The 24,596-nt window shown below is 70.6% G+C and carries 18 protein-coding genes; 12 read left to right on the forward strand and 6 right to left on the reverse strand.

What is annotated here, in order from left to right; all coding sequences use genetic code 11:
• Positions 1-6,297, reverse strand: coding sequence for an RHS repeat domain-containing protein (locus tag Asi02nite_RS14450; RefSeq protein WP_203713273.1), 6,297 nt, complete (start codon positions 6,295-6,297; stop codon positions 1-3).
• 38 nt (positions 6,298-6,335) lie between these two features.
• Positions 6,336-8,951: a LamG-like jellyroll fold domain-containing protein gene (locus Asi02nite_RS14455; RefSeq protein WP_203713275.1), complete on the reverse strand. Its 2,616-nt coding sequence runs from the start codon at positions 8,949-8,951 to the stop codon at positions 6,336-6,338.
• Between the two features lie 35 nt (positions 8,952-8,986).
• Between Asi02nite_RS14455 and Asi02nite_RS14460 the strand changes: the two genes are divergently transcribed.
• Both Asi02nite_RS14460 and Asi02nite_RS14465 read left to right on the forward strand, forming a co-directional pair.
• The gene (locus Asi02nite_RS14460; RefSeq protein ID WP_275410333.1) at positions 8,987-9,199 is read left to right on the forward strand and encodes an SAM-dependent methyltransferase; all 213 of its coding nucleotides are present in this window, start codon (positions 8,987-8,989) and stop codon (positions 9,197-9,199) included.
• Positions 9,200-9,222: 23 nt separating this feature from the next.
• Positions 9,223-9,711: an NUDIX domain-containing protein gene (locus Asi02nite_RS14465; protein ID WP_239126716.1), complete on the forward strand. Its 489-nt coding sequence runs from the start codon at positions 9,223-9,225 to the stop codon at positions 9,709-9,711.
• A 3-nt stretch (positions 9,712-9,714) separates the two neighbouring features.
• On the opposite strand, the gene Asi02nite_RS14470 is transcribed toward Asi02nite_RS14465, so the two are convergent.
• Both Asi02nite_RS14470 and Asi02nite_RS14475 read right to left on the reverse strand, forming a co-directional pair.
• On the reverse strand, positions 9,715-10,458 hold the full coding sequence (locus Asi02nite_RS14470; RefSeq protein ID WP_203713277.1) for an SDR family NAD(P)-dependent oxidoreductase: 744 nt from the start codon (positions 10,456-10,458) through the stop codon (positions 9,715-9,717).
• A 47-nt stretch (positions 10,459-10,505) separates the two neighbouring features.
• On the reverse strand, positions 10,506-11,714 hold the full coding sequence (locus tag Asi02nite_RS14475; protein WP_203713279.1) for an MFS transporter: 1,209 nt from the start codon (positions 11,712-11,714) through the stop codon (positions 10,506-10,508).
• A gap of 91 nt (positions 11,715-11,805) precedes the next feature.
• Here Asi02nite_RS14475 and Asi02nite_RS14480 point away from each other — a divergent pair, with 91 nt between their 5' ends.
• From Asi02nite_RS14480 to Asi02nite_RS14515, 8 genes are read left to right on the forward strand one after another with little or no spacing between them, the layout of a single operon-like run.
• Entirely contained in the window at positions 11,806-12,690 is an 885-nt protein-coding gene (locus Asi02nite_RS14480; protein ID WP_203713281.1) for a LysR family transcriptional regulator, read from the forward strand.
• A gap of 27 nt (positions 12,691-12,717) precedes the next feature.
• Positions 12,718-14,298, forward strand: a complete 1,581-nt coding sequence (locus tag Asi02nite_RS14485) for a Na+/H+ antiporter (protein ID WP_239126717.1) — start codon at positions 12,718-12,720, stop codon at positions 14,296-14,298.
• 43 nt (positions 14,299-14,341) lie between these two features.
• The gene (locus Asi02nite_RS14490; protein WP_203713282.1) at positions 14,342-15,550 is read left to right on the forward strand and encodes an alpha-hydroxy acid oxidase; all 1,209 of its coding nucleotides are present in this window, start codon (positions 14,342-14,344) and stop codon (positions 15,548-15,550) included.
• 59 nt (positions 15,551-15,609) lie between these two features.
• Positions 15,610-16,860 (forward strand): (Fe-S)-binding protein, encoded by a 1,251-nt coding sequence (locus Asi02nite_RS14495; protein WP_203713283.1) that lies wholly within the window; start codon positions 15,610-15,612, stop codon positions 16,858-16,860.
• Positions 16,857-18,368 carry an FAD-binding oxidoreductase gene (locus Asi02nite_RS14500; RefSeq protein ID WP_203713284.1) on the forward strand — a complete coding sequence of 504 codons (1,512 nt, stop codon included), beginning with the start codon at positions 16,857-16,859 and terminating at the stop codon, positions 18,366-18,368. Before Asi02nite_RS14495 ends, Asi02nite_RS14500 begins: the two co-directional genes overlap by 4 nt.
• Positions 18,365-18,616 carry a hypothetical protein gene (locus Asi02nite_RS14505; protein WP_203713285.1) on the forward strand — a complete coding sequence of 84 codons (252 nt, stop codon included), beginning with the start codon at positions 18,365-18,367 and terminating at the stop codon, positions 18,614-18,616. Before Asi02nite_RS14500 ends, Asi02nite_RS14505 begins: the two co-directional genes overlap by 4 nt.
• 7 nt (positions 18,617-18,623) lie before the next feature.
• A complete protein-coding gene (locus tag Asi02nite_RS14510) occupies positions 18,624-19,673 on the forward strand; it encodes an LLM class flavin-dependent oxidoreductase (RefSeq protein WP_203713286.1) in 1,050 nt (349 codons plus the stop codon).
• A gap of 41 nt (positions 19,674-19,714) precedes the next feature.
• Positions 19,715-20,338 (forward strand): hypothetical protein, encoded by a 624-nt coding sequence (locus Asi02nite_RS14515; protein WP_203713287.1) that lies wholly within the window; start codon positions 19,715-19,717, stop codon positions 20,336-20,338.
• A 57-nt stretch (positions 20,339-20,395) separates the two neighbouring features.
• On the opposite strand, the gene Asi02nite_RS14520 is transcribed toward Asi02nite_RS14515, so the two are convergent.
• Both Asi02nite_RS14520 and Asi02nite_RS14525 read right to left on the reverse strand, forming a co-directional pair.
• Positions 20,396-20,782, reverse strand: coding sequence for a hypothetical protein (locus tag Asi02nite_RS14520; protein ID WP_203713288.1), 387 nt, complete (start codon positions 20,780-20,782; stop codon positions 20,396-20,398).
• Positions 20,783-20,814: 32 nt separating this feature from the next.
• Positions 20,815-21,606, reverse strand: a complete 792-nt coding sequence (locus Asi02nite_RS14525; protein WP_203713289.1) for an SAM-dependent methyltransferase — start codon at positions 21,604-21,606, stop codon at positions 20,815-20,817.
• 167 nt (positions 21,607-21,773) lie between these two features.
• On the opposite strand from Asi02nite_RS14525, the gene Asi02nite_RS14530 reads away from it, so the two are divergent.
• Together Asi02nite_RS14530 and Asi02nite_RS14535 are read left to right on the forward strand one after the other, a co-directional pair.
• The gene (locus Asi02nite_RS14530; protein WP_203713290.1) at positions 21,774-22,634 is read left to right on the forward strand and encodes a lipase family protein; all 861 of its coding nucleotides are present in this window, start codon (positions 21,774-21,776) and stop codon (positions 22,632-22,634) included.
• A gap of 9 nt (positions 22,635-22,643) precedes the next feature.
• Entirely contained in the window at positions 22,644-24,554 is a 1,911-nt protein-coding gene (locus Asi02nite_RS14535) for a S41 family peptidase (RefSeq protein ID WP_203713291.1), read from the forward strand.
• Positions 24,555-24,596 lie beyond the last annotated feature (42 nt).

Raw genomic sequence — 24,596 nt, forward strand, 5'->3', positions numbered from 1 at the left:
TCAACCCATCTTGATCGGGAACGCGTTAAATACCTTCCCAGCCTCATTCACCATGATTCTTATGCCGGTCTGACCACGGGTCCCGATTGGTCGCTGCAAATCAACTTCCATCTTGAAGGAGCCATCGCCATTGGTTTTGAACACAGCCCCCTCCGATCTTAGACCTTCTGCCACCCAGGTCTGAACCTCGGAGATGTCGGCGGAGTCAAACTTGGCGTACTTGCCCCCGAAAGTCGATAGATGCTTGTTCTTGATAAAGATGCTCGAGGGATCGTCGGCCGCCTTGAATGCCAATTCAGAAGCCTGCTGCAGCGCGCCCTTGGCTCTCTCTTCAAGCTGCCTTACCCTTTTGACTTTGTTGATCCAGCTTAGACCACCGCCAACGATGTCATCACCGGCAGTCTTGACTAGCTTCGCGACCCTCGCGGCGTTGCCCCATTCCCACGGCAGGCCGTACTTCTTCGCCAGCTTCAGGGCTAGGCCGCCTGCGAACGTCATGGCTATGTTGAGTGCCGTCTCGCCACACGCGCCCAAGTCACCAGTCGTAAGGCAATCAAGACCTGCAGTGATGCCGAGCTCGTCCATAGCGATTTTGCCCAGCATCTTGGCGCCGTTGATGAGCCGCTGCTTCGCCTTTTCCGCGTCCTCGCGCGCCTTGACCAGCTCGGGGTCCTCGACGTAGCCGGTCGCTGTCGATCCCTCGCCGCCTTCGTCGTCACCGGGGTCGGGGGGAGGCGTGTCACCACCGCCAGTTTTGATGCGGCCCGTGTCCTCGGGCGGAATGCTCAGGCCGGTCGGGTCTGCCCAGGTGACAGGATTGTTCCGGCCATACTGGTACGCATTGAGCTGGCTGGGGTCGTCAGCGGTAAAAACCGGATCGACGGATATGAACCTACCTATCGCGGGGTCGTACAACCGCGCCCCGAGTTGGGTCAGCCCGGTGGTGGTGTCCATCGTGCCGCCGACGAAGCCCTTGTCGCCTGGCCAGGCGCCGGCCGGAGCCCCGCGTTCCGTGCCGAACGCCGTCATCCGCCGGCGGGTGATCGCGCCCGTCGTCGCGTCGACGACCGCGCTCTGCGAGCCCTGGTGGTCACTCGCCAGGAACTTCACGCCCTGGACCGTGCGGACCGCGACCGTCTGCCCCGCGAACGAGTAGAACCGTGTGCCCTCCACCGCGCGTGTCGCGTTGTTGAGCTTCAGCTCCATGCCGGGCAGATACAGGGTCGTCGCGTTCGGCTCCTTGCGGAGCATGCGGTTGCCGTCCGCGTCGTACTCGAACGACGCCTGTGTCTGGCCGCCCGCCACCACCGACGCGAGCTTGCCCTCCTTCGTCCAGTTCAGCGTCTGTGTGACGCCCACCTGGGTGCGGGTGGTCATGTTGCCGGAGGCGTCGTACGCGTACTCGTACAGCCGCTGCCCCGCGCTCGTCTGTTCGACGATCTTGCCCAGGGCGTGCGCCCGCGGCTGGCCCGCGGCCGGGTAGCTGTAGTCGCGCACCACGTCGCTGCCGCCGTTGACACCGTGGATCGTTTCCGTGTCGCGGCTGCCCGTGACGTCGTACGTGTACGAGTGGTGGTACGGCGCCGGGCCGCCGACGCCTGTGGTCGATGCGCCGCCGGCGCACGGGTCTACAGCCGTGCTCGCGCTCGTCCAGGCGTCCGTGATCCGGTTGAGGCCGTCCCGCGTGAAGCACTGCGCGTCGCGCGTGCCCCCGGCCGGGTTGTCGTCGATCGACTGGACGTTGCCCGCCGCGTCGTACGAGTAGCGCGCGTCGATGTCGACGACCGGTGCGCCCTGGCGGTCCAGCCGGCTGCTCTGCAGCCGCTTCGTGCCCTTCTCGTACGTGTACGTCATCGACGCCCACTTGCCGCCGTCGCTGAGCCTGTACTGCATCAGCTCGCCGGTCTGGGCGTACTTGACGTTGCTGACGTACCCGCCGATCCCGCTCGTCATCGAGACCGGCCGGCGGATCGCGTCGTAGTCGTAGACGACCGCCTCGGCCGCCAGGCCGCCGCCCGCCGGCCAGGTCTGGCCCTGCAGCGTGTCGTCGCGGTTGAAGGTCGACGTGAACTCGTAGTTGCCGGCCAGCTCCTCCATCCCGGCGACGGACGGCACGACGTACCGTGTCCGCGTCGGACGGTAGAGATAGTCACGTCCGATGTAGGCGACGCCGTAGGTCTTGCCCTCGACGATCCGCTGGGACGTGGCCATCTGGCCGCGGTAGTAGGTGTCGTAGGTCCAGCCCGCGACCTTCGTGCCGGTCTCGGCGGTCCCGTGGTACGACGCCGTCTTGCGGCCGATCTTGTCGTACGTCGTCGTGATCAGGTTGCCCCGGGCATCCGTCCCGGTGAGCTGCCGGTCGAGGTCGTCGTATGTGGACGTCGACTTCCCGGCGTCCGGGTCCTCCGCGGCGATCTGCCGGCCCCGCTGGTCGTACGTCCACTTCCAGACGTTGTTGGCCGGGTCGGTCAGGGTCGCCATCTGGCCGGCGGCGGTGTACGTGTACTTCGTCTCGTGGCTGGCACCGCTCGGCCCGGCCCCCGTGTACTGCAGCAGCGACGTCTTCTGCCCGCGGCCGTCGGTGATCGTCGTGGTCGGCACGCCGCCGGTCGGCGGGTCGACGCTGACCCGGTCACCGCCGTAGATGGTGGTGGTGCGCCATTTCTCGTCGCCGGAGACCCGGAACACCTCGGCCACCGCGCGGTCCGCGCCGTCGTACTCGATGACGGTCTGGCCGTTGGCGTCGCCGTTGTCCGAGACGAGCAGGACGTCCGACGGTGTGCCCGCCATGTGGTAGACGTCGTTGGTCCGGCCGATCTGACCGGTCGCGGTGTAGAACGTGTCGGTGACGAGCCGGCCGCCCTCCGGCCCCACGGTCTGCTTCTGCCGTGGGCGCAGGAAGCCGTCGTAGAGCTCCCACTCGGCGACGTACGAGCCGTCGATGTTGACCTTCTCGGTCTTCACCGCGGTCGGCTTGTCCGCACGCTGGAGATACGTGTACTTCATGCTGGGGCTCGTGCCGGCCGCCCGCGAGCGGTCCGGCAGCCAGACGTTGACCAGGCGCCCCAACGCGTCGTACTCCATCTCGCCGCGCTGGCCCGTGAGGTCGGTCTGCCCCGCGGGCAGGCCCCAGTGCTGGGCGTAGTCCGTGGTGACCTTCCAGGTCGACCCCATCGGGCCGACCTCCTCCTTCCGGGTGGTCAGACCGTCGGTCTCGGTGTACGTCGTCGTCGTGGTCGAGCCGGCGTTGTCCGCGACCGTCTTCGGCCGGCCGTAACCGTCGAAGGTGGACACCGCCTCGGTGACGTAGGTGGCCGTCGTGCCGTCGTGGCTCTTCAGCTTCTCCGTCCGGGTCGGGTCACCGATCGTCGGCGCCGCACCGTAGGCCTGACCGTCGAACCACGTCCGGACGTCGGTGATGACCTGGGTCGCCCGGTTGGGGCCGGTGGCGCACTTGACGGCGACGGTCTCCACGCGCGAAGCCAGCGAGTAGATCCACTTGCCGGCGTTGTCCGCGTACGTCGTGCGGGTGCAGCGGTCGTCCGCGTCCTTGCCGCCGGCTACGTCCCCGAGGTCGTCGACCTCGGTCAGCCGGCCATGCGTGGTGTCGTACTTGTTGACCGTCTTCGTCTCCCGCCACCCGCCGGCGGCGAGCGCGGTGAGGTTGCGGATGGTGCCGGGACGCACGTACGTCGACCGGGTGCTGCCCCAGGAGTTGGTCTGCTTGCCGCTCTCGTGCAGCCACGGCACGGTGATCACCTTGGCGACCTGCGCCGAACCGTTGTAGGTGACCGTCTCCAGCTCCTGCCCCGCCAGCTCGTCGGTGTCGGTGTGCGTGGTGCCGGTGGAGTCCGTGACCGACGCCGACTGGCTCGAGCCGTTGGGCAGTTTGTTGCCGTCCATGCCGCGCAGGAACGTGTGGTCGCTGCGGGTGGTCATGGTCTGGCCGTCGCCGCGGGTCACCCGCACCGTCTGGTAGCCGCGCCAGTCGTTCCAGGTGAGGTCCTCGGCCTTGTTGAACCCGTCGAGGTCGCCCTTGCGCCAGGCCGCGCCGCCCACGTACTCGTAGCGGGTGACCATGTCGGGCCCGCCACCGGTGCGGTCGGTCTCGATGACCTCCTTGACGACGTACTTGTGGAACCAGTCGTCGACCGGGTCGCCGAAGTTCGGCGTCCACTTGACCGGGTAGCAGCGCCGCGTCGAGGAGCCCGGCGACGGCAGGTTGCCGGCCGAGCAGTCCGGGTCCGCGTACGTGACGTCGATCTGCGAGCCCGAGTCGGTGTAGATGGTGGTGACCCGGAACCGCATCAGGGCCGCGATCGAGTCGTTCGGCAGGTCGATCCGGTTGTCGTACTGGTCACCGATGAGCTGGATCGCGGGCAACGCGACCGTGCCGTCGCCGACGTGTCCGGTGTGGAGGATCTGGTTCAGCCAGAGCGTCTTCGATCCGTCGGAGTTGTCCGTGAACCAGTGGTCGAGCGCCCAGGTGTCGACGAGGTCCCAGCCGGTGCCCTTGCGGATCTCGGTGCTGATGGCCGTCAGCCGCTTGCGGGTGAAGAACGACGGCGCCGCCTGCTCGAGCTTGCACTTCGTGCCAGGGGCACAGATCCGGTCCGCGGGTACGTCCGGCCAGTGCGTCGCGTTCGCCTCGGTGAGCTTGTTCTCGGCACAGTCGAACGTCGAGGTGACCAGGCAGCGTTCCGCGACGGAGAACCGCACGCGGGCCGGCGCCTGCGTCGTGTGAACGGCGCCGTACTTCTGGCCGTACTCGATGCGGTCGAGGTAGCCGCCGCGGTGGTACTCGGTGCCGTTGACGTCGGTCTTGCCGTTGCGCGCGTAGTAGTTGGTCTCCCGCGCGTAGTAGAACGACGTGACGTTGTCGTGCAGGTCGCGGGTGGAGTCCAGGTTCCAGCGCCACGCCTGCTGGCACGACGCGTTGGCGAACGTGGCGTTGTAGCAGGGCTCGCCGCTGTCGTCACCGAAGACCGGCACGGTCCACGCCGCGTTGGTCTCCGGCTTGCCGGAGGTCCAGCCCTCGAGCCGGTTGAGCCCGAAGGTGTGCTGCTGGCCGTCCGGCGTCGTGACGAGCCAGTACTCACCGTTGTTGTCGCCGTTGGTCGCGCCGGTCTTCGGCTCGATCTTCCAGTCGGTGTCGGTGGTCATCCGCCAGCGAGCCGACGCGTCCTTGATCAGCTCGCCGGACTGTCCACCAAGCATGATGGTGGCGTTCTCGTGCGACCAGCACTGGTCCGCGCTGGTCTCGTGCCCGTCGTCGTTGCACGACTTGTAGCGCCGCTCGATGTAGCCGGGCTCGTAGTTGAAGCCCTCGCCGACCCACGACCCCTGGTTGTTGGTGGCGGACGTACGCCCGTCGACGCTCTGCGACGAGTAGTTGAACGAGACCTCCGGCACGTTGCCGCCGGGCGTCGGGGGCAGGCGCAGCGGGTAGCTCCAGTTGAAGGCGCCCGACGACGGCTGGACGTTCCACTTCGACGACGGCGCCAGCTTCGTGGCCGTGTAGTTGCCCTGGGCCGAGCTGTCACCGGCGGCGAGGGCGAAGACCGCGGCGTCCGCGGTCACGTCGACGTCCGCGGTGACGACGTCGGCCGCACTGTCGTTGGTGGACTTCACGGGTACGGCCGCCGCGCACTGCGCCTTCGTCGGCGTGGTCAACGCGCACGCGGGCAGCTTGACCAGGCGCAGCCGCGCGCCGTAGTCACCGCCGTACGCGTCGGCGAACCCGCCGTAACCCAGCGAGACGCTCAGCTTCTGCGGGGACCGCGCGCTGTCGGTGCGCCGCACGCTGACGACCGGGCCGTCGACGCCGACCGCCGTGGAGGTGGCGCGCGGCGCCACCTCCATGCGCACCGTGCCCGGCACGCTCTGCGCCGAGCGCTGATCGGTGGCCTTCGGCGCGCGCACGCCGACCGCCATGCCGCCGACCTTCGCCGGGGCGACGGCGGCGGCGCGCGCGGTGCCGCCGCCCTTCGTCGTGTCGACGGCGGCCGTCACCGGCAGGTCGGCCACGCCGGCGGTGGGCCAGGTGACCGTCGCCGGCTTCGTGACGCGGGCGTCGGAGACCGGGTTCTCCCGGCGGGGCTTCACCGCCTGCGGCGTGCCGGTGACGGTCTCACCGAACTCCTTGACGGCCGGCGGTGCCTGTGTGCCTCCCGCGGCCGCGGCGGGTGCGCCGAGGCCGGAGAGGATGCCGGCGCTGACGACGGCCGTCATCAGCCAGGTGACGGGCCGCACCACCCGACGGCGGTAGCGGCGACCGAGAAAGACGCGCGAGAACATGGGAACTCCCCGTGAAGAGTCGCGATTGCCGGCCGGGCTCACAGGTCGACCTGCCCGTCACCCGGCTGGTTGAGCAGCTGCACCGTCGTGGCGTCGAGCACGCCCGAGTAGGTGCGGATCTCGTCGACGGCACCGTTGAAGTACTCGGCCCACACCCCGTCGAGGAACGCGCGGCCGACCTGGAGCCCGCCCGAGGCGTTCCAGGCGGCGCCGTTGACGGCCTTGCCCGTGACGGTGGGCTGACCGTCGACGTAGAGCTTCACCTCGTTGGTGAACGCGTTGTAGGTCAGGGCGACCTGTTGGCCCCAGAGCTCGTCGGTCTGCTCGGCCTCGGAGTCGTAGGCGGTCACCTTGTCCGCGCCGACCGTGTCGGTCTTCGTCATCATCAGCTCCCACCGGTTCGCGGCGTTGCGGCGCACCACGAAGGCGCTGGTGTGCGCGCCCGGTTGGGAGAGCACCGCCTGCGGCTGCCCCGGGTCGATCGACGCCACCCGCACCCGGGCCACGACCGAGAAGCTGTGATCGGTCGGCACCGGCGCGCTCGCCGTCGCGGCGTAGTCGTCGACGCCGTCGAGCCGCAGCTCACCGGCACCGAGCATCGGGATGGACGGCGGGTCGCCGAACGGGTCGTCCACACCGAGGACGGCGCCGCCCCCGAGCGTGAGCGGCTGGCCGGCGCGGTGCTCGGGGCTGACGCCGCCGGGTGCCGTGTCGACCGGCCAGTAGCCCTTCCGGGTGGCCTTGACCTCGGAGATCGGGCCGCCCTCGTTCGGGACGACGACCCTGTTGAACAGGGAGACGTCGGCGACGTCGCCGTTGAGGTAGTTGGTGTAGGTGCCGAGCTCCAGGTGCCGGCCGATCTGGACGGCACCGCGCGCCGCCAGCCGGGAGCGGCGTTGCGACTCGGTACGCACCCCGTCGACCAGGATCGCGATCGTGCCCGCCTGCTGGTCGAACATGCCCACCAGGTGCGTCCACCTGCCCGCCTCGACCGTCCCGCCGACGACCGTCCACCGGCCGAGCGAGTTCACGTCGGTCGTCGGGAAGCCGAACTCCCACGCGGCCCGACCTGCGTCGTAGCCGAGGGTGAACCCGGCCTGGCCCGCACCGTCCTGCGAGACGACCGTCTGACTGCGGCCGAGCTCGTCGAGCTTGACCCAGGCCGACACCCCGAACGACCGTTGGGTATTGACGATCTCGGTCTCCGCGGTCTCCAGATAGCCGGCACCCGCACCCGGGCCGGGCAGGCTGACGGCCCGGTCCGAGGCACCGCCCGGTCCGGCGACACCGAACTCCACACCCTCGCCGTGCTTGATCGCGGGTGCGCCACCGACGTCCCGGCCCTCGGCGGCCGCGTCCGCGGCTTCCTCGGCGGCGGCGTCGTCGGCCATCTGCCACTCGGCGATCGCCTTCGCGCCCGCGCCAACCCGGAACGAGCAGTTGGCGATCGCGCTGGTCTTGTTCGCCCGGTCACGCGCCAGGACGGTGATGAACATGACCCCTTCCTCCTGCGGGAGGTACACCATGGTCACCGGGCCGCCGTCGGTGGCGGGCCGCAGCACGTTGGCCGGTGAGGGGTTCGTGTTGATGCCGTACTGGTACTCCACGACATCGGTCGAATCGGAGTCGAAGGTGAACGTGCTCTGGACGCCGACCCCGTTGCGCCAGGTCGCGTTCGAGTAGGTGGCGCAGTCGATCAGCCGGTCCTCGAGATACTCGGCCGACTTGACCTTCGGTGCCGACGGCGTCGTGGCGTCGTAGATGAACTCGCACGGCGGCGGTCCGCCGTCCGAGCTCCACGGCCCGTAGATCGTGCCGTCGGAGGTCCGGACGTCCCACAGCACCGTCACGTTCTGCGGGATGGTCTTGGGAACGGTGTAGTCGAACCGGGACCCGCTGGCCTTCTTGCCCGTCGTGTAGAGCAGCTGCTGCTGGGTGCCGCCCGGCGGGGTCCAGCGCACCCGGAACTGGCCCGAGACCGGCTCGGAGACGTTGCCGGTGAGGTGGTCCGGGTCGCGCAGCACCGCGGACAGCCGCGGCGGGGTGTCGACGTAGGGCCGGCCGGTGCCGGACAGGCAGGCACCACCGGGAGACATCGACAGGTCGGTCGTCGCCGGTTTCGCCGGTGCCCGGTTCCAGTTGACCCGCAGCAGGGCGTTGGAGCAGAACCGCTTCCAGTGCTCCTTGTTGGACTCGTTCTCGGCCCTGATGCCGAAGGTGGTGCTGGTGCGGTTCTTCGTGACGGCGTCCTTGATCGCGTTGGTGACCTCGAAGACGGTGTTCCGCGTGGTCGACTTGCACGACTGCTCGGCGCCGACGCTCCTGGTCTGCAGGTGGGTCGACCAGGAGGGCATGTTGTTCCAGTTGGTGGAGGCGCTGGCGGCGCCACTCATCTGGTAGATCATGATGTCGCGGGCGGTGTCGTTCCAGCCCCGGGCGAGCGAGACCTGGAACTCCGCCTTGATGATCGTCTTGCCCTTGTAGTTCGAGGGCATGTTGTAGATCAGCCGCTTGATCTCGGAGTTGTTGCACTCCGGGTCAGGGCGGCAGTAGCCGGCGCGCTCGTCGGTCTTGCCGTCGAACTTCGCGTACTCCTCGTTCGGGTAGCCGGAGTCGACCATCGTCCAGAAGCTCGGCGTGGAGCTGGACCACATCGGGTCGATGTAGACCGGGTAGCGGCTGCCACGACATCAACCGCGCGCAGGCCGACGACATCGTCAGCTTCTGGAACGCGCACGGCACCCCGAAGATCGTCTACCGGAGCTCGGCCCAGATCGCCCGCTTCTTCGAGGGGCTCGACCTCCTCACCCCCGGCGTCGTCCCCTGCTCCCGCTGGCGGCCGGACCCGGGCGACCCGGACCTCGACGTCAACCAGTACTGCGGCGTCGGCCGTAAGCCGTAGGGCCGCTGCCTAGACTCGGCCGCATGAGTTGGGACGAGTCGTACCACGGCAGGTTGCGGGCCATGGCCGGTGACAGCGAGGTGCTCATCATGATCGGCGCGCGGTGTGTGCTGCGCGACGAGCAGGGGCGCATCCTGTTGATGAAGCGCAGCGACAACGGGCTGTGGGCCGTGCCCGCCGGCGGCATCGAGCTGGGCGAGACCGTCCGTGAGTGTGCCGCGCGCGAGGTCTTCGAGGAGACCGGTCTCACGCCGACCGACCTCGTCCCGATCGCGATCCAGAGCGGTGCCGAGTCCACCGAGACCAACCAGTGGGGGCACACCTACCAGTTCCACATCACCGTCTTCCTCGCCACCGCGTGGACGGGCGAGCTGGTCAGGCAGACCGACGAGAGCACCGACGCCGCCTGGTTCGCGCCCGACCAGCTGCCCAGCCCGCGGTCCCGCAACGTCGACAGGTCGCTGCGGGTGCTGGAGCACCACGACCGCACCGGCACCTTCCTGGCCGAATAGCGGTCAGAGCCGCGCCAACCCGCCGTCGGCCATGACGGTCTGGCCCGTCACGAAGGCGGCGTCGTCGCTCGTCAGGAAGGCGACGGTCCCGGCGACGTCGCCGGCCTCGCCGGGCCGTTTGATCGCCTGCGCCTGGGCCACCTGCGACACCGCGTCCGCCGAGCGCTCCGCGAGCACCCCGGGCGTACGGCTCAGCGTCGGGCCGACCGCGTTGACGGTGATGCCGTCCGCCGCCAGGTCGTTGGCGAGGCCACGGGTCAGCCCGATGATGCCCATCTTGCTGGCGAAGTAGTGCGACAGCCCAGGGGTCGCCGTGACGATCGAGTTGGACGTCAGGTTGACGATGCGACCCCAGCCGCCCTGCCGCATCAGGGGCAGCAGGGCCTTGACCATCAGGTACTGCGAGTCCAGGTTGACCGCCAGCACCCGGCGCCAGGTCGCGTAGTCCAGGTCGCCGATCTCCCGGAACGGGAAGGTGCCGGCGTTGTTGACGAAGATGTCGGCGCGGCCGAACCGTTCGGCGACCGCGGCCCCGACCGCGGCCGTCCGCAGCGGGTCCGACACGCCGGCCGCGAAGCCCAGGGCCCGCGGGCCGAGCAGCGCGACCGTCTCCGCGGGCTTCTCGAGGTCGACCGCCACCACGATCGCGCCTCGGGCGTCGAGGTCGCGGGCGATGGCCTGAACGATGCCGCGGCCGGCCCCGGTGACGACGGCCACCCGCCCCGCGTGCGTCTGTGAGTTGGACATGGTGCACTCCTGTCATTCCTGTTCGACAGTCCACAGTGGGCCGTCAATCATCGAGAGCTCCTGTTTCCTGTGTGGAGCGCGGTCCCTACCGCGGCGGCCGTGCCCAGGGTGAGAGCGGTGCCGAAGCCGACCATCGTCGGCGCGAGGGCCACGTACCGGATGACGACGCTGAAGGCGACCGACGGCAGGCCCATGCCGGCGTACGCGATGATGAAGAAGACGGCGAGCACCCCGGCCCGGCTCGCGGGCGCCGCGGCCAGCACCGTCTCCGTGACCGCCGCCTTGAACAGCAGCCCGCCGCCGGCCCCCGCGATGGCCGCACCGGTCAGGAACAGCCACAGCGCCGGGTGGTAGAGCGCCGTCACCGTGACCGCGAGTCCCGCGGGGAAGAGCACGCTGCCGATCACCATCAGCCGCCGGGGAGCGACGGGCCCGAGCAGGAGTTGCGCGCCCGCCGAAGCGGCGAACGCGGCGAACGGCGCCAGGCCCAGCACGAACGACGACGTGACGCCGAGCTCGCCGCGCAGCACGACCGCGCCGAGCGACGAGAAGAAGCCCATCAGCGCGAACGCGAAGAACCCCACGACCGCCGCGGCGGCGAACAACCGGGCGCCGCCCGGCCGCAGCGCGAACCGCCGGCCATCGGGTGCCGCGCGCGGGTCGACGGTCTCCGGCGTCACCGCCACCAGCACCAGGAGGCCGGCTATGACGACGGCGAGGACGAGGTACGAGGTGACCAGCGGCCCCGGCACCCACTGCGCCAGCGCGCCGGCCAGCAACGGCCCGAGCGCCAGACCGCCGAGGTTGGCCACCGCCGACGTCAGCATCGGCACACCCGAACCGGTGCGCTCCGGGTGGGCCGCGCCGTAGAGGTCGGTCAGGTACGCCGTCGCGGTGGACGCCATCAGCCCGACCGCGACGCCGGTCAGCACCCGCCCGACGATCAGCCCGGGCAGGTCGGGCCAGGCGGCCATGACGAGCGCGGCGACGATGCCGACGGCGAGCCCGGGCGCGATGATCCGGCGGCGGCCGAACCGGTCCGAGAGGTGCCCGAGGGTGCCGAAGCTGACCGCGGCGCCTGCCACCATCGCCGCGAACGCGATCGTCACCTGCATGGGGCCGAAGTGGTCGCGGGCCTGGTAGAGCGGCCAGAGCGGGGTCGGGAGCGTGCCGAAGGCCATCAGGGCGCCGAACGCGACCGCGACGAACCAGAAACCGTGGCTCGTGCGGGCCCGCGGAAGAGAAAGAACTGTCACGTCTCATGCCAACGGATGGCCTGGCCGAACCTTATTCAGCTCCAGCACGAATGCTGGAGATAGCTTCCATCTCCGTGAGAGATAATGGGGCATGGAGCTGCGGAACCTCCGGCACTTCGTCGCCCTCGCCGACGAGCGGAGCTTCACCCGGGCCGCCGCGCGCGAGTTGATCGTGCAGTCCGGCCTGTCGACCTCGGTGCGGGCGCTGGAGAAGGACGTCGGCGCCCGGCTCTTCGTGCGCGGCACCCGCCCGGTCCGGCTCACCGCCGCCGGCGAGGCCCTGCTGGTCGAGGCCCGCCGCACGCTGGCCGCGGCCGACGCCGCCCGGCAGGCGGTGCGCGAGGTCGAGGGTGTGCTGTCGGGTCGCCTCACGGTCGGCACCATCGAGAGCAGCGGCCACACGCTGCCGTTCACGCTCTGGCTCGCCGAGTTCGCGCTCGCCCATCCCGGCGTCGAGATCGCGACGATCCAGCGACCCGCGCTGACGATGATCGAGATGGTGGCCGGCGGGGAGATCGACTGCGCGCTGCTGCCCGCGACCCCCGACGCCGGCCTGGCCGTACTCCCGCTGGTCGCCGATCCGATCGTCCTCGCCTGCGCGCCCGACCACCCGCTCGCCGGGGAACCGACGGTCCGGCTGGCCCGACTCGACGGTGAGCGGTTCGTCGACACACCGCGCGGCTGGGTGATCCGGGCGCAGGTCGACGACGCGTTCCGGGCGGCCGGCCTCACGCGGCGGATCGTCTGCGAGGTCAGCGACTGGCTCACGGTCGTCGACCTGGTCGCAGCCGGCGTCGGCGTCGCGCTGATCCCCGAGGGCCTCAACCTGCCCCGCCGACCGCACCTGATCCCCCTGGCCGACGTGCACCTGGAACGCCGCCTCGACGTCGTCTATCCCGCCGGGGCCGCCGCGAGCCCGGCCACCCGCCGGTTCGTCGCCCTTCTCGAGCAACGCCGACGCGCGAACGGAAGCTGACGCCGCCCGTACGGCACGATGCTGCCTATGGAGGGTTTGCTGCTCGTCGTGGTGCTCGGCGCGACGGTCCTGGTGGGCACCACGATCGGCCGGCGCTACAGCGTCGCGCCGCCGGTGCTGCTCATCACGATCGGCGGGCTGCTGGGGCTGATCCCCGCGCTCGGCGACGTGCGGCTGCCGCCCGACGTCGTGCTGCTGCTGTTCCTGCCGCCGATCCTCTACTGGGAGAGCCTCAACACCAGCCTGCGGGAGATCCGGTCCAACCTGCGGGTGATCATCCTGTCGGCGGTCGTGCTGGTGATCGTCACGATGGTCACCGTCTCGTACGCGTTGCAGGCAGCCGGCGTGGCCGCCTCCGCGGCCTGGATCCTCGGCGCGGCGCTGGCGCCCACCGACGCGGCCGCCGTGGCCGGCCTCGCGAAGCGGATGCCGCGCCGGGCGTTGACGACCCTGCGGGCCGAGAGCCTGATCAACGACGGTACGGCGCTCGTGCTGTTCGCGGTCGCCACCGGCGCCCTGATCGACAACCACATCCCCGGCCCGGCCGCGCTCACGGCGGAGTTGCTCTGGTCTTCGCTCGCGGCGATCGCGGTCGGCCTCGTCGTCGGCTACGGCGTGGTGGCGATCCGGCGCTACGTCGACGATCCGCAGCGCGAGGGCGGCCTGAGCATCCTGACCCCGTTCCTCGCGTTCCTGGTCGCGGAGGTCATCCACACGAGCGGCGTGGTGGCCGTCGTGGTCGCCGGGCTGGTGCTCTCGTGGGCCGGCCCGCGGGTGATCCGGGCCCGCTCGCGGCTCGAGGCGTTCTCGTTCTGGGACCTGGGCACCTTCATGCTCAACGGCAGCCTGTTCGTGCTGGTGGGAGTGCAGATCCCCAACGCGGTACGCGGCATCGACCAGCACGCGATCGGCCACGCGGTCGGCATCGCGCTGCTGACCGCCGCGGTCGTCATCGCGACCCGGCTGGCCTGGTCACAGGTCGTCGCCTGGGTCCTGCGGCTCGTCGACCGGCGTCCGGCGCAACGGGCCCGTCGGGTCGGTTGGAAGGTACGCACGGCCAGCGGCTGGGCCGGTTTCCGTGGCGCGGTCTCGCTCGCGGCGGCGCTCGCGGTGCCGGTCACCCTCGCCGACGGTCGCCCGTACGAGGAACGCTCTCTGATCATCTTCTGTGCGACGGTCGTCATCGTGGTCACCGTGCTCCTGCAGGGACTGACGCTGCCGATGGTCGTCCGCTGGGCGGGGATGACCGGCGACGAGGACCGCGCGGAGGAGACGCGCCAGGCCCGGATCCGGGCGTCGGAGGCGGCCCTGGCGGCACTGCCGGAGATCGCGGCCCGCTTCGGCGCACCCGGCGAGGTCACTGATCGGATCCGCACCGACTACGAGGGCCACGTGGCCGAGCTCCGCACCGAGGGCACCGAACACGGCGTCGTGTCCTGGCTGGACCAGGTCGACCGCCGGGTCCGCCTGGAGGTCCTCGACACGAAACGCCGCGCCATCACGAAGATGCGCGACGATCGCGAGATCGACGACATCGTCCTGCGCGACCTCCAGGCCTCGATGGACATCGAGGAGGTCCGCCTGCTAGGCCCCGCCCCCACCGACTAGGTCCGCGCGGCGGAGCGGTGCGGGGACGCTTAGACTGCGGTCGATGGGTACGCGACACGTGCGCAGGCGGGTGCCGCGCTGGTCCGAGCTTCGGCCGCTCGTGCGCGTCGAGGCTCCGGCCTGGCGGGCCGGTGCCCGGGTGGGTCGGGCGGCCAGCATCGCCGACCTGCGGCTGATCGCGCGGCGGCGGGTGCCGCGGGCCGTGTTCGACTACGTCGACGGCGCCGCCGAGAGTGAGGTCAGCCTCGCCCGTGCGCGGGCCGCCTTCGGGCGCGTCGAGTTCCGGCCCCGCGTGCTGCGCGACGTCGCCGATCCCGACCTCACCACCACCCTGCTCGGCCGGCCCGCCAGCATGCCGGTCGTGCTGGCGCCGACCGGGTTCACGCGGATGATGCACCACGACGGCGAGCACGCGGTGGCCGCCGCGGCGGCGGCCGCCGGGGTCCCGTACACCCTGTCCACGATGGGCACCGTGACCCCGGAGGAGCTGGACGGGGGCGACCGCTGGTTCCAGCTCTATCTCTGGCGCGACCGCGGCGCGGCGAAAGACCTCGTGACCCGGGCGAAGGCGAGCGGCTACCGCGCCCTGATGCTGACCGTCGACACCCCCGTGTCCGGCGCCCGGCTGCGCGACGTCCGCAACGGGCTGACCATCCCGCCGAACCTGACCCTGCGGACGATGGCCGGGATCGCCCGGCACCCGCGCTGGTGGTTCAACCTCCTCACCACTCCCCCGCTCCGGTTCGCGTCGCTGAGCAGCACCGACGGCGCCCTCGCGGACCTGGTCGACCGGGTCTTCGACCCGCGGGCCACGATCGCCGACCTCGAGTGGCTGCGCGACACCTGGAAAGGGCCGTTGATCGTCAAGGGGATCCAGAGCGCCGCGGACGCCGTACGGGTCGTCGACGCCGGAGCCGACGCCGTCGTCGTGTCCAACCACGGCGGGCGGCAGCTCGACCGCGCCCCGACGCCGCTCGAGGAGCTGCCGGCGGTCGCGGCGGCGGTCGGCGGGCGCGCCGAGGTCTACGTGGACGGCGGCGTGCTCACCGGCGCCGACGTCGCCGCCGCCGTCGGGCTCGGCGCCCGCGCCTGCCTCGTCGGCCGGGCCTACCTCTACGGGCTGATGGCCGGCGGCGAGGCCGGCGTCACCCGCGCGCTCGACCTCCTCCGCGCCGACCTGCGTCGCACGCTGGCCCTGCTCGGCCTGCGCGACCCGGGTCAGCTCGGGCCCGACAGTGTCCGCCTGCGATAGCCCTTTACGCGCACGGGCCGCACGGGGCACCATGGTGGCGCGACCTTGGGAGGACGACGATGTCTTCGACCGAACGCGCGCAGGGTCCCACGGGTGGGACCGACGACGGGCCCGGCACGGCCGAGTTCGTCCAGGAATGGCGTAATGCCGCCTACAACTGCTACAGCTCGGGGCACAAGTTCTGCCGCGAGGTCTGCCCCGTGATGCAGGTGACCCGCAACGAGGTGCACACCCCTACGGCCTTCCACGCCAACGTCGTGGCGATGGAGCAAGGGCTGCTGTCCATTGAGGACGTCGCTCGCGACTACGTGCACTGCACCCAGTGCGGTGCCTGCGAGCTGCGCTGCCCCAACACGCTCTACACCGGTGACTTCTACCGCTTCCGCACCCGGACGGTGCAGCTCGTCAAGGCCGTCCGCGCCCTCGCCGTCGACCAGGGCATCCACCAGCCCGGCTGGCAGCGCTGGGTCGAGGAGACCGACCGGCAGCGGTCCGAGCCGGTGCTCGGCGAGGTGCCGGTCAGCCAGGAGCACGTGGCCGACTGGGCGGCGGGCCTCAACCTGCCGGTCGGCGGCGAGACCATCCTGTTCTGCGACTGCGAGGGCGCGTTCCACCGCACGTCGGTGCCCCGGGCGGCGGCCATGCTGCTCAAGGCGGCCGGTGTCGAGTTCGGACTCATGCGCGAGCAGTGGTGCTGCGGCGGGCCGGCCGCCGAGATGGGCTACACCGACCGCGCACGCGAGTTCGCCCGCCACAACGTCGACGACTGGCGGGCCGTCGGCGCGCGCCGGATCATCGTCTTCGACCCGCACGACTACATCACGTTCACCGAGGACTACCCGGCCTGGTTCGGCGACGACTACGACTTCGAGATCGTGCTCTTCGTCGAGCTCCTGGCCGAGCTGGTCCGGGACGGGCGCATCCAGCTCACCCGGCCCGTCGACCGGACCGTCACCTACCACGACGCCTGCCGGCTCAACAAACGCAAGGGCGTCCACGCGGCCCCGCGCGAGATCCTGAGAGCCGTTCCCGGCCTCACCTTCAAGGACGTCGACCACGTCACCCAGTGGTCCTACTGCTCGGGCGCCGGCGGCGGGCTGCCGATCGAGCGTCCCGACCTCACCGCGGAGATCAGCCGGCGGCGCGTCGAGCGGGCCGCCGACCTCGGCGTCGACACCCTGGTCAGCGCCTGCGTGTGGTCCGAGCGACCGTTGACCGAACAGGGCGGCAAGCGCGACGACCCCATCCAGGTGCTCGACCTGCTGGAGATCGTCGCCCTGTCGGCCGGGCTGGCGGAGGAGCCGGCATGACCGCGACCCTCGTCACCGATCCCGTCATCGACGAGCTGATCGGGATCTGCGGCACCGACAACGTCTTCGCCGACCGGTCGTCCCGGGTCAACCGCGCCCGGGTGCCGGCGCCGTTCCCGGTGCACCGCTGGGCCGAGCACGTGCCCGACGTCGTGGTGCTGCCGACCACGGCCGAGCAGGTGTCCGAAGTGGTCAAACTGGCCAACCGGCACCGGATCCCGGTGGTGCCGCGGGCCGGTGGCACCGGGCTGACCGACGGCGCGGTGCCGCTGCGGCACGGCATCGTCGTCGACGTCAAGCTGATGAACAGGATCCTGGAGATCGACCTCGACGACCGTACGGTCACGGTGCAACCGGGCATCAACATGCTCAAGCTCAACGAGGAGCTCCAGAAACACGGCGTCATCTACCCCGACGACCCCGCGTCGTACCCGTGCTCGCTCGTCGGTGGTCGCATCGGCACCAGCGGCTGGTCGTTGATCGGCGGCCGCTACGGGCACACCCGCGACCTGGTCATCAGCTTCCAGATCGCGCTGCCGACCGGTGAGCTGATCTGGGTGGGCGACGGCGGTGGCCGCAAGGTGCGCAAGTCCTCGACCGGCTACCAGCTCAAGCACCTGTTCATGGGCCACCAGGGCACGCTCGGCATCGTCACCGAGGCCGTCCTGGAGCTGGTCCCCCGTCCCGAGGCCGAGTTCGCGGCCTTCTTCTCCTATCCCGACTACGAGACCGCCTGGCGGTCGACCGGCGCGCTGGCCAAGTCGGGCCTGGCCACGCTCGCCGGCGTCGTGCTGTTCGACGAGTGGAAGCTCGACTACCTGCGCCGCGACGACGAGGCCTACATCCCGCAGAGCGACGACGTGCGCTGCGTGGTCGCGACCGCCATGTACGGCACCACCGACGAGGTCCGGCCCGGCGCCCGCCGGCTGCTGCGGATCGGCCAGGAGACCGGTGGCGCCTATCTGGGCGACGAGATCTCCCAAGGCGACTGGGCGAGCAGGCACGACCGCTACGCCACACCGCTGCACGGCCGGCTGCGTGACGGGCAGGTCGTGCCGATGAGCTGGCACTGCGAGGACGCGTCGATCAACTGGTCCAAGCTGCCGCAGATGCGCCGGGAGTGGCACGACATCGTCGCGCGGCTCGGCGACCGCTTCCGTATCTTCGACGACTGGGGAATGTTCGCCTACACCAACGGGGCGTTCAAGCCGTGGGGCGACTACCTCACCGAGATCGACGTCGGCATCTGGGAGCAGGAGCTCGACGACGCCTCCTGGGACGCCTGGGTCACCGCCAAGCGCGACATCGCGGCGGTGGCGATCGCGCACGGCGGCTCCATCAGCGCCTGCCACGGCGCCTGCCGCGCGGGCGAGGTCGACCTGGTGCCGGCGGAGCTGGGCGGCGGCTGGGACGTGATGAAGAAGGTCAAGCGCGTGCTCGACCCGCTCAACATCATGAACCCCGGGAAATACCTTCTCGACCAGGCGTACGAAGGTGATCCGGCATGATCGGTTTTCGGTTGTCCGCGCAGTTGCCCCCGGAGCCGCGGCGCGTCAACGACACCGTGGTGCAGCGCTTCGACCACGTGTACGAAGTGGACCCCGCGCTGATGCGCGAACACGTTCAACAGCACGACTTCCCGGCGTGGGACACGCGCCGCATCGTCGACAGCCGGTGGGAGCACCTCGCGTGGATGCACGCCCACTGGGCCGACTCGGTCGTGTCCGGCGAGGAGTTGATGTCGTCCGGAGAGTGAGGCCCTGATGAGGTTCAGCTATGTGATGCTTCCCGACTACCCGCTCGCCGACTCGATGGAGTCCATCAAGAAGGCGGACGAGCTCGGCTTCTACGGTTGCTACGCCGCCGACGAGACGTGGCACAAGGACATGTGGCTGCTGTTCGCGGCGGCCGCCGACAAGACCACCAACATCCGGTTCGGGCCGAGCCTGTCAGGGGTCGTGCTGCGCGAGCCGACGCTGATCGCGCAGGCGACGGCCACCTTGGACGAGCTGACCGGCGGGCGGGCGGAGTGCGTCATCTCCTGCGGCAACTTCGGTCTCCTGGCGCAATATCACATCGACTGGGCGCAGACCCGGCCGTTGTCCCGCACGCTCGAGGCCCACCAGGTGATGCGGACGCTGCTCGACGAGGGCGCGATCAACTTCCAGGGCGAGTTCTACAAATACACGGGCCTGTTCACCTTCGCCCGGCCGGTGCAGCCGCGGTTGCCCCTGCTGCTGGGCGCGATGCGCGGGCCGCGCTCGTTCCAGAAGGCCGGCGAGGTTTCCGACGGCGTGCACCACGCGTTGAGCTACACCCGCGAGGCGTACGACTATCTGGTCTCGCACGTCCGCAAGGGCGCCGAGAAGGCCGGCCGCGACTGGCAGTCCCTCGACATCGGTGCCTGGATCGTGTTCTCGATCGGCCGTGACTCGGCCGCGGCGAAGGAGGCCGCGCGGAGCATGGTCGGCCTCTACGCCTCGTCGATGCCCGACGAGCAACTGCGCCGCAACGGCGTGGACCCGGCCGACCTCGCGCCCGTGATCGACGCGCTCGGCAAGGGCGACCTGGCGGGCGCGATCGAGCTGACGCGGCCCGAGATCGCCGAGCGGCTGTCGGTAGCGGGCACGCCGGAGGAATGTGTGGCGAAGCTGCGCAGCGAGATCGTCGACGCCGGCGTCAACCACCTGATCTTCGCGATCACCGATGCCGCGCTGGTGAAGGCACTGATGGGCCGCGACCTCGACAACGTCGCGTCGGTCAACGAGCAGCTCCAGCTGATCCACGACGAGATCATGCCGGCTTTTTCCTGAAATTTAGATTTCAAGCCTGAAATCTGACCGATACTCACTATGTGTCCGTCTTCCCGGAATCGATGTTCCTGCCGGTGGCGCTCGGGTTCTTCGGCCTGGGTACCGGCTACCTGATCTACGGTCCGCAGGAGCTCCTCGGCTTCCCGCGCCGTGACCCGCAGGTCGACCGCGCCACCGGCATCTGGGGCGTCTGGCTGCCCGGCTTCTGCCAGGCGCTGGTCGGCGTGATCCTGTTCATCGGCCTGACCTGGTTCCCGGTCTTCACGGACGTACGCGCGACCTACATGGCGGCGCTGGCGTTCAGCGCGTACGGCATCCACTGGTTCGCCCTGGGCTGGAACCGGGCCCGCGGCGCCGACGCCCGCCCGAACGGCTTCATGTCGATCCCGTTCGTCATCATCTCGGTCCTGGGCGCCACGGTCTTCTTCCTGGCGGGCGGCTGGCCGCTCGGGGTGCTCTTCATCGGCCTGGCCCTCGTCTACATCGCGGAGTTCTTCGCGAGCTTCAAGGTCGGCGTCCGCACACTCACGGACGGACGCGAGACGGTCAACGTCGGCGAGAAGGCCCTGGGCGCCGTACACATCCTGGTCGGCCTGTGGTTGATGTACCTGACCTTCGCGACCACGCTGAACATCGCGTCGGGCTACGACATCCCGGCGGCCTAGGTCCCATCCGTCGGACAGGACAGGACCCAGGGGCGGGAGAACGGCGGCAGCACCGTCTCACCGCCATCGCCCCACCACCCGCACCAGCCCGGTCCGGAGGTCGGGCACCCCCCAGTAGTCACCGACGGTGGTGGAGAAGACGGCGGTGAGCACGCCCCGACTGACGTACACCGCGTAGAACCCCAGCAGCCGAAAGGGCTCCACGGGCACGTCCGGCGGAACCAACCGCAGCCGCTCGACCCCGTCCACCCCGAACACGACGGCGTTGTCGAGCCGGCCACCCGCGCCGAAGGGCTCGACCACGACGACGCTCACCGGATCGCCCCACCCGGCGACGGCTATCGGCGCCGCCGCGAAGTGCTTCTCGACCCGCACGCCGCGCCAACCCCACGCCACCCGGCGCGCGCCCGCACTCCATTCGACGGTGATCTCGAGGCTCGTCATCGTGACCACGCTTCGCCGGAGTCAAGTCGGCGTCAGGGCTTGCGGGCCACTCCGGCGTAGCCGTCGAGGCTGGCGCCCGGGTCGTCGGCGCGCCAGCGGGTCGTCGGCACGACACCTGGGTCCTGCAGGTCCAGGCCGTCGAAGTAGGCGGTGAGTTCGGCCGGGGTGCGCAGCGCGTACGCGTGGCCGCCCGCGCTGGTCGAGGCCTGCGCCCCCTGGGCGATCTCGTCGCTCGAGTTGGTCCCGTCGTTGACCACCAGGTAGCTGCCCGCCGGCACCGCCGCCACCAGGTCGGCCACGATGGAGCGTGCCTCGTCGTAGTCGGGGATATTGCCCAGGATGCCGAGCATGATGATCGCCACCGGCTGGTCGAGGTCGAGCGTCTTCGCCGCCTCGCGCAGCACCGTCTCCGTGTCGCGGACGTCCGCGTCGACATAGGACGTCGCGCCCTCCGGGCTGCTGGCCAGCAGTGCCCGCGCGTGCACCAGGACGAGCGGGTCGTTGTCGACGTAGACCACCCGCGACTCCGGCGCGACCGCCTGCGCGATCTCGTGGGTGTTGTCGGCCGTGGGCAGGCCCGTGCCGAGGTCGAGGAACTGCCGCACGCCACACTCGGCGGCGAGGAACCCGATCGCCCGGCCCAGGAACGCGCGCTGGGCGCGGGCGTTGTCGACGATGGCCGGAAAGACGGCGCGAACCCGCTCGCCCGCCTCGCGGTCGGCGGCGAAGTTGTCCTTGCCGCCCAGCCAGTAGTTCCAGACCCGCGCGCTGTGCGGAACGCTCGTGTCCAGCTGGGGCACGGAATCGTGAGAACCACTCGTCATGAGCCCGCATCATAGCCATCCTCGGAACCCGCGCGGTGCCCACCGAAGAGCGCGCGAAGCCGCGTACCCGGTGGGGTGTATCAGGCGGCGGCGCGCCGTTCTCCATATCTCGACAGGGCCCGGCGCGCCTACGGTGACCGCGGGCCAGCCACGATCGGAGACAGCCGATGACACGCATTCTCTGCGTCCACGGGCGCGACCAGCACGGCAAGGACCCGGTCCGGCTGCGCGACAGCTGGGCGGCCGGGCTCAACTTCGGCCTCACCGCCGCCGGGCGCAAGCCCATCGATCCCGACCGGATCGCCTTCCCGTTCTACGGTGACGTGCTGGAGCGCAGCCGGCTGCGCGCCGTCCAGGCGGGCACGAGCCTCGTCATCGAGAGCATCGACGCGCTGCCCGTCGACCCGCTGATGCCCGCCGAGATCGCCGAGGTCGAGTCCGACCTCCTCGGCTCGATGGCGGCCGAGATCGACGGGACGGAGGGCACCGACGAGCAGGTCGAGGAGGGCATCCTGCGGATCCCCGGTGCCCGCCGGCTGTTGCGGCTCATCGCCGACCGTACCCGCGTCGACCAGACCATCATCGAGTCGTTCCTCCCCGACGTCGCGGTCTACTTCAAGGTCGCCCGCCAGGAGGTCCTCGACGTGGTCCGCGCCAGCCTGCCGCCCGGCGACGAGCCGCTGGTCATCCTCGGGCACAGCCTCGGTGGTCTGGTCGTCCACGACCTGCTGCGCGACGCCGCGGTCCGCGCGCGCACCCGGCTGCTCGTAACGCTCGGCTCGCCGCTCGGCCTGGACGCCTGCTTCCGCAACCTGCTCGCCGGCGGCGCCGCGCACCCCGGGGTGCCGGACTGGTTGGCCGTCTACGACCGCGACGACTTCGTCGCCCTGGGCCACCCCCTGCTGGGCCGTTACGGACCCGAACTGGTCGACCTCCAGGTCGACAACCCGGCCGGGAAGGCGCATTCCATCACGCACTACCTCGGACACGAGCCCGTCGCGACCCGCATCGCCGACGCCGTCAGCTAGGGGGACGCCGTGACCACCGCACTGGAGCAGTCGACCGACCTGCGCAGCTTCCTGAGCAGCGTCCGGCGGTTGACCGTCGACGAGAAGCTCCTCATCGCCCGGCAGGCCATGGTCCTGCTGGAGAGCAACTACGCGCACCTGCCGCTGAAGAACGCCCGCTACGCCCTCAACCCCGTGCAGCGCCTGCGACTGGTGGTCTCCCGACTGTCCCGGGCCGGCGTCGCCGACGAACCCGACTGGCGGTTCCACGCCGAGATCAAGGACATCTTCGACTCGCTGCGCGACCTGCACACGCGGTACGTGATGCCCGAACCGTACGCCAGCGCGGTCGCGTTCCTGCCCTTCCGGGTCAAGGAGTTCTTCGACGAGGGCCGGCGCGCGTTCATGGCGATCCCGGCCGGCGAGGGCAGCACGATCCCGGCCCACGTGGAGCTGCTGACGTGGAACGGCGTGCCGATGGACCGCGCCGTCGACCTGTTCGCGGATCGGCAGCCGGGCGCCAACCCGGCGGCCCGCACCGCCCGCGCGCTGACCCGGTTCACGACGCGCCAACTCGGCTTCTCGGGCCCGCCGGACGAGGAGTTCGTCCTGGTCGAGTACCTCGACGCGGCCGGCGCGCGCCGGGAGGCCCGTGAGCGCTGGCGGGTCGCGTTGCCACAGCAGGACAGCGAGGTACGCGACGCGCGCGTCGAGAGCGGCCCCGACCTCGAGCTCGACATCGAGACGGCCCGGCTGGCCTGGCTGCGCACCCGCCTGTTCGCCCCGAACGTGCTCGCCGTGATCGAGGAAGGTGACGGGCAGGCCCCGGTCGCGGTGTCCGACGGCATCCCGGTCACGCGCGCCTTCGCCCGGGCGTTCGAGGCCCGCGCGGTGCCCGGCACCGAGATCGGCCACATCCGGATCCGCGAGTTCACCCCGCCGGGTAACGACGTCGCCGGATTCGTCAACGAGTTCATCCGGCTGCTCGGCCAGATGCCCGCGGGCGGCGTCGTCGTGGACATCCGCGGCAACGGCGGCGGCAACCCCGTCGCGGCCGAGCTCGTCCTGCAGTCGCTGACCGCGTCGCGGATCGAGTCGCAGCCGTTGCAGTTCATCGTCTCGCCGCTGAACCTGCGGATCTGCCGCGGCCCCGGCCCGGGTGGCGAGGACCTCGGGCCGTGGCGGGCGTCCATGGAGCAGGCGGTGGAGAGCGGTGCGGTGTACTCGGCCGGCGTGCCCCGCACGACGCACGCCGAGCTGTGCCAGGTGCCGCACGCGTACATCGGGCCGGTCCTGCTGCTCACCGACGCGCTGGTCTACTCGGCGGCCGACCGGTTCGCGGCCGGCTTCCAGGACAACCGGGTGGGCGACATCCTCGGTGTCGACGCGAACACCGGCGCCGGCGGCGCCAACGTCTGGCAGCACGGGCACCTGTTCGGGACACTCGCCGCCGACGCCGACAGCCCGTACCGGCGGCTGCCGGGCGGCACCGGGCTGTCCGTCGCGATCCGCCGGACGTTGCGGGTGGGGCGCAACGTCGGCGTACCCGTGGAGGATTTCGGTGTGGAGCCGGAGCGGGTGCACCGCACGACCCGCGCCGACCTCGTCGGCGACAACGTCGACCTGTTCGCCTTCGCCGCCGGCCTGCTGCGGGAGCACGGCCGGCCGCGGCGGTTCGGGATCGGCCTCAAGGAGTCGGCCGACGGGGTGGCGATCGAGTTCGAGGCGGCGCACGTGGACCGCGCCGACGTCCATGCCGACGGCCGGCCACGGCACACCGTGGACCTGGGCGAGCACACCCGCACGCTGGTGACCGGTGTCGCGGACGCCACGGAGCTGCGCGTCGAGGGCTACGAACAGGGCCGCCTGGTCGCGCTGCGCATCTTCCGGCGCGACGGGCAGGGCCAGTTCGCGCCGGTCGTCACCTACGTGCCCGCGTGACGAACGGGTCCCCGCGGGCCGGCACCCGCGGGGACCCGCTTC

This window comes from Asanoa siamensis (assembly GCF_016862555.1).
GTDB classification, from domain to species: domain Bacteria; phylum Actinomycetota; class Actinomycetes; order Mycobacteriales; family Micromonosporaceae; genus Asanoa; species Asanoa siamensis.

Coding starts and splice junctions, on each gene's coding strand:
- Asi02nite_RS14450 (WP_203713273.1), bottom strand. CDS start 6,297: ATGTTCTCGCGCGTCTTTCTCGGTCGCCGCTACCGCCGTCGGGTGGTG.
- Asi02nite_RS14455 (WP_203713275.1), bottom strand. CDS start 8,951: ATGTGGTCCAGCTCCACGCCGAGCTTCTGGACGATGGTCGACTCCGGC.
- Asi02nite_RS14465 (WP_239126716.1), top strand. CDS start 9,223: ATGAGTTGGGACGAGTCGTACCACGGCAGGTTGCGGGCCATGGCCGGT.
- Asi02nite_RS14470 (WP_203713277.1), bottom strand. CDS start 10,458: ATGTCCAACTCACAGACGCACGCGGGGCGGGTGGCCGTCGTCACCGGG.
- Asi02nite_RS14480 (WP_203713281.1), top strand. CDS start 11,806: ATGGAGCTGCGGAACCTCCGGCACTTCGTCGCCCTCGCCGACGAGCGG.
- Asi02nite_RS14485 (WP_239126717.1), top strand. CDS start 12,718: ATGGAGGGTTTGCTGCTCGTCGTGGTGCTCGGCGCGACGGTCCTGGTG.
- Asi02nite_RS14490 (WP_203713282.1), top strand. CDS start 14,342: ATGGGTACGCGACACGTGCGCAGGCGGGTGCCGCGCTGGTCCGAGCTT.
- Asi02nite_RS14495 (WP_203713283.1), top strand. CDS start 15,610: ATGTCTTCGACCGAACGCGCGCAGGGTCCCACGGGTGGGACCGACGAC.
- Asi02nite_RS14500 (WP_203713284.1), top strand. CDS start 16,857: ATGACCGCGACCCTCGTCACCGATCCCGTCATCGACGAGCTGATCGGG.
- Asi02nite_RS14505 (WP_203713285.1), top strand. CDS start 18,365: ATGATCGGTTTTCGGTTGTCCGCGCAGTTGCCCCCGGAGCCGCGGCGC.
- Asi02nite_RS14510 (WP_203713286.1), top strand. CDS start 18,624: ATGAGGTTCAGCTATGTGATGCTTCCCGACTACCCGCTCGCCGACTCG.
- Asi02nite_RS14520 (WP_203713288.1), bottom strand. CDS start 20,782: ATGACGAGCCTCGAGATCACCGTCGAATGGAGTGCGGGCGCGCGCCGG.
- Asi02nite_RS14525 (WP_203713289.1), bottom strand. CDS start 21,606: ATGACGAGTGGTTCTCACGATTCCGTGCCCCAGCTGGACACGAGCGTT.
- Asi02nite_RS14530 (WP_203713290.1), top strand. CDS start 21,774: ATGACACGCATTCTCTGCGTCCACGGGCGCGACCAGCACGGCAAGGAC.